Origin of the sequence: Roseinatronobacter sp. NSM (genome assembly GCF_052379845.1) — a bacterium.
Classification (GTDB): Bacteria; Pseudomonadota; Alphaproteobacteria; order Rhodobacterales; family Rhodobacteraceae; genus Roseinatronobacter.
In genome coordinates this window covers 1-660 of sequence record NZ_JBQTCF010000103.1, presented here as the reverse complement: position 1 = coordinate 660, position 660 = coordinate 1, and the positions used below count along the sequence as shown (strand labels likewise).

Below are 660 nucleotides of genomic sequence, written 5' to 3'. Positions count from 1 at the left end.
CATCACGGACACCCATGTCACGCCTGCCAATGTGCATGATTCCATTCCCTATCTGGCGCGGCTGGACCGCCAGCGCATCCGCTTCGGGCTGGAGGTGCGCGCGGTGGGGCTGGATGCAGGCTATGCTGATGCCCCCATCGCGAAGGGGCTGGAGGATCGCCAGATCCTCGGTGTGACGGGCTACCGTCGTCCCGTGCCGCCGCGCGAAGGCATGATGCCCCGCAAGGCCTTCGCCCATGAGGCCGATCAGGACGGCTATCGCTGCCCGCAAGGCCAGTTGCTCGGCTATGCCACCACGGATCGTAAGGGGTATCGGCATTACAAATCCGACCCGGCGATCTGCCGGGACTGCCCGCTGCTGGCGTCCTGCACTTCGGGCGCAAAGCCGCAGAAAACCGTCACCCGCCACATCTGGGCCGAGGCCCGCGAACGCACCGACGCCCACCGCCTGACCGATTGGGGCAAGCGCGTCTCCAAACGACGAAAAGAGACGGTCGAGCGCTCCTTCGCAGATGCCAAGCAACTCCATGGCCACCGATATGCGCGCTATCGCGGCCTCAAGGGTGTCAGATGGCAAGCCCTCCTCGCCGCCGCCGCCCAGAACATCAAGAAAATCGCAATGGCAGCGTGGCAAAAACACCCGATGCCAGCGTGAAGCAA

General features: G+C 64.7%; 1 protein-coding gene. It reads left to right on the top strand.

Annotated features, from left to right (window positions below):
• Nucleotides 1-655, top strand: a 655-nt coding sequence (locus ACTZWY_RS19815; protein WP_444792421.1) for a transposase, incomplete at its 5' end; no start/stop codon positions are given.
• Between the last annotated feature and the right edge of the window lie 5 nt (nucleotides 656-660).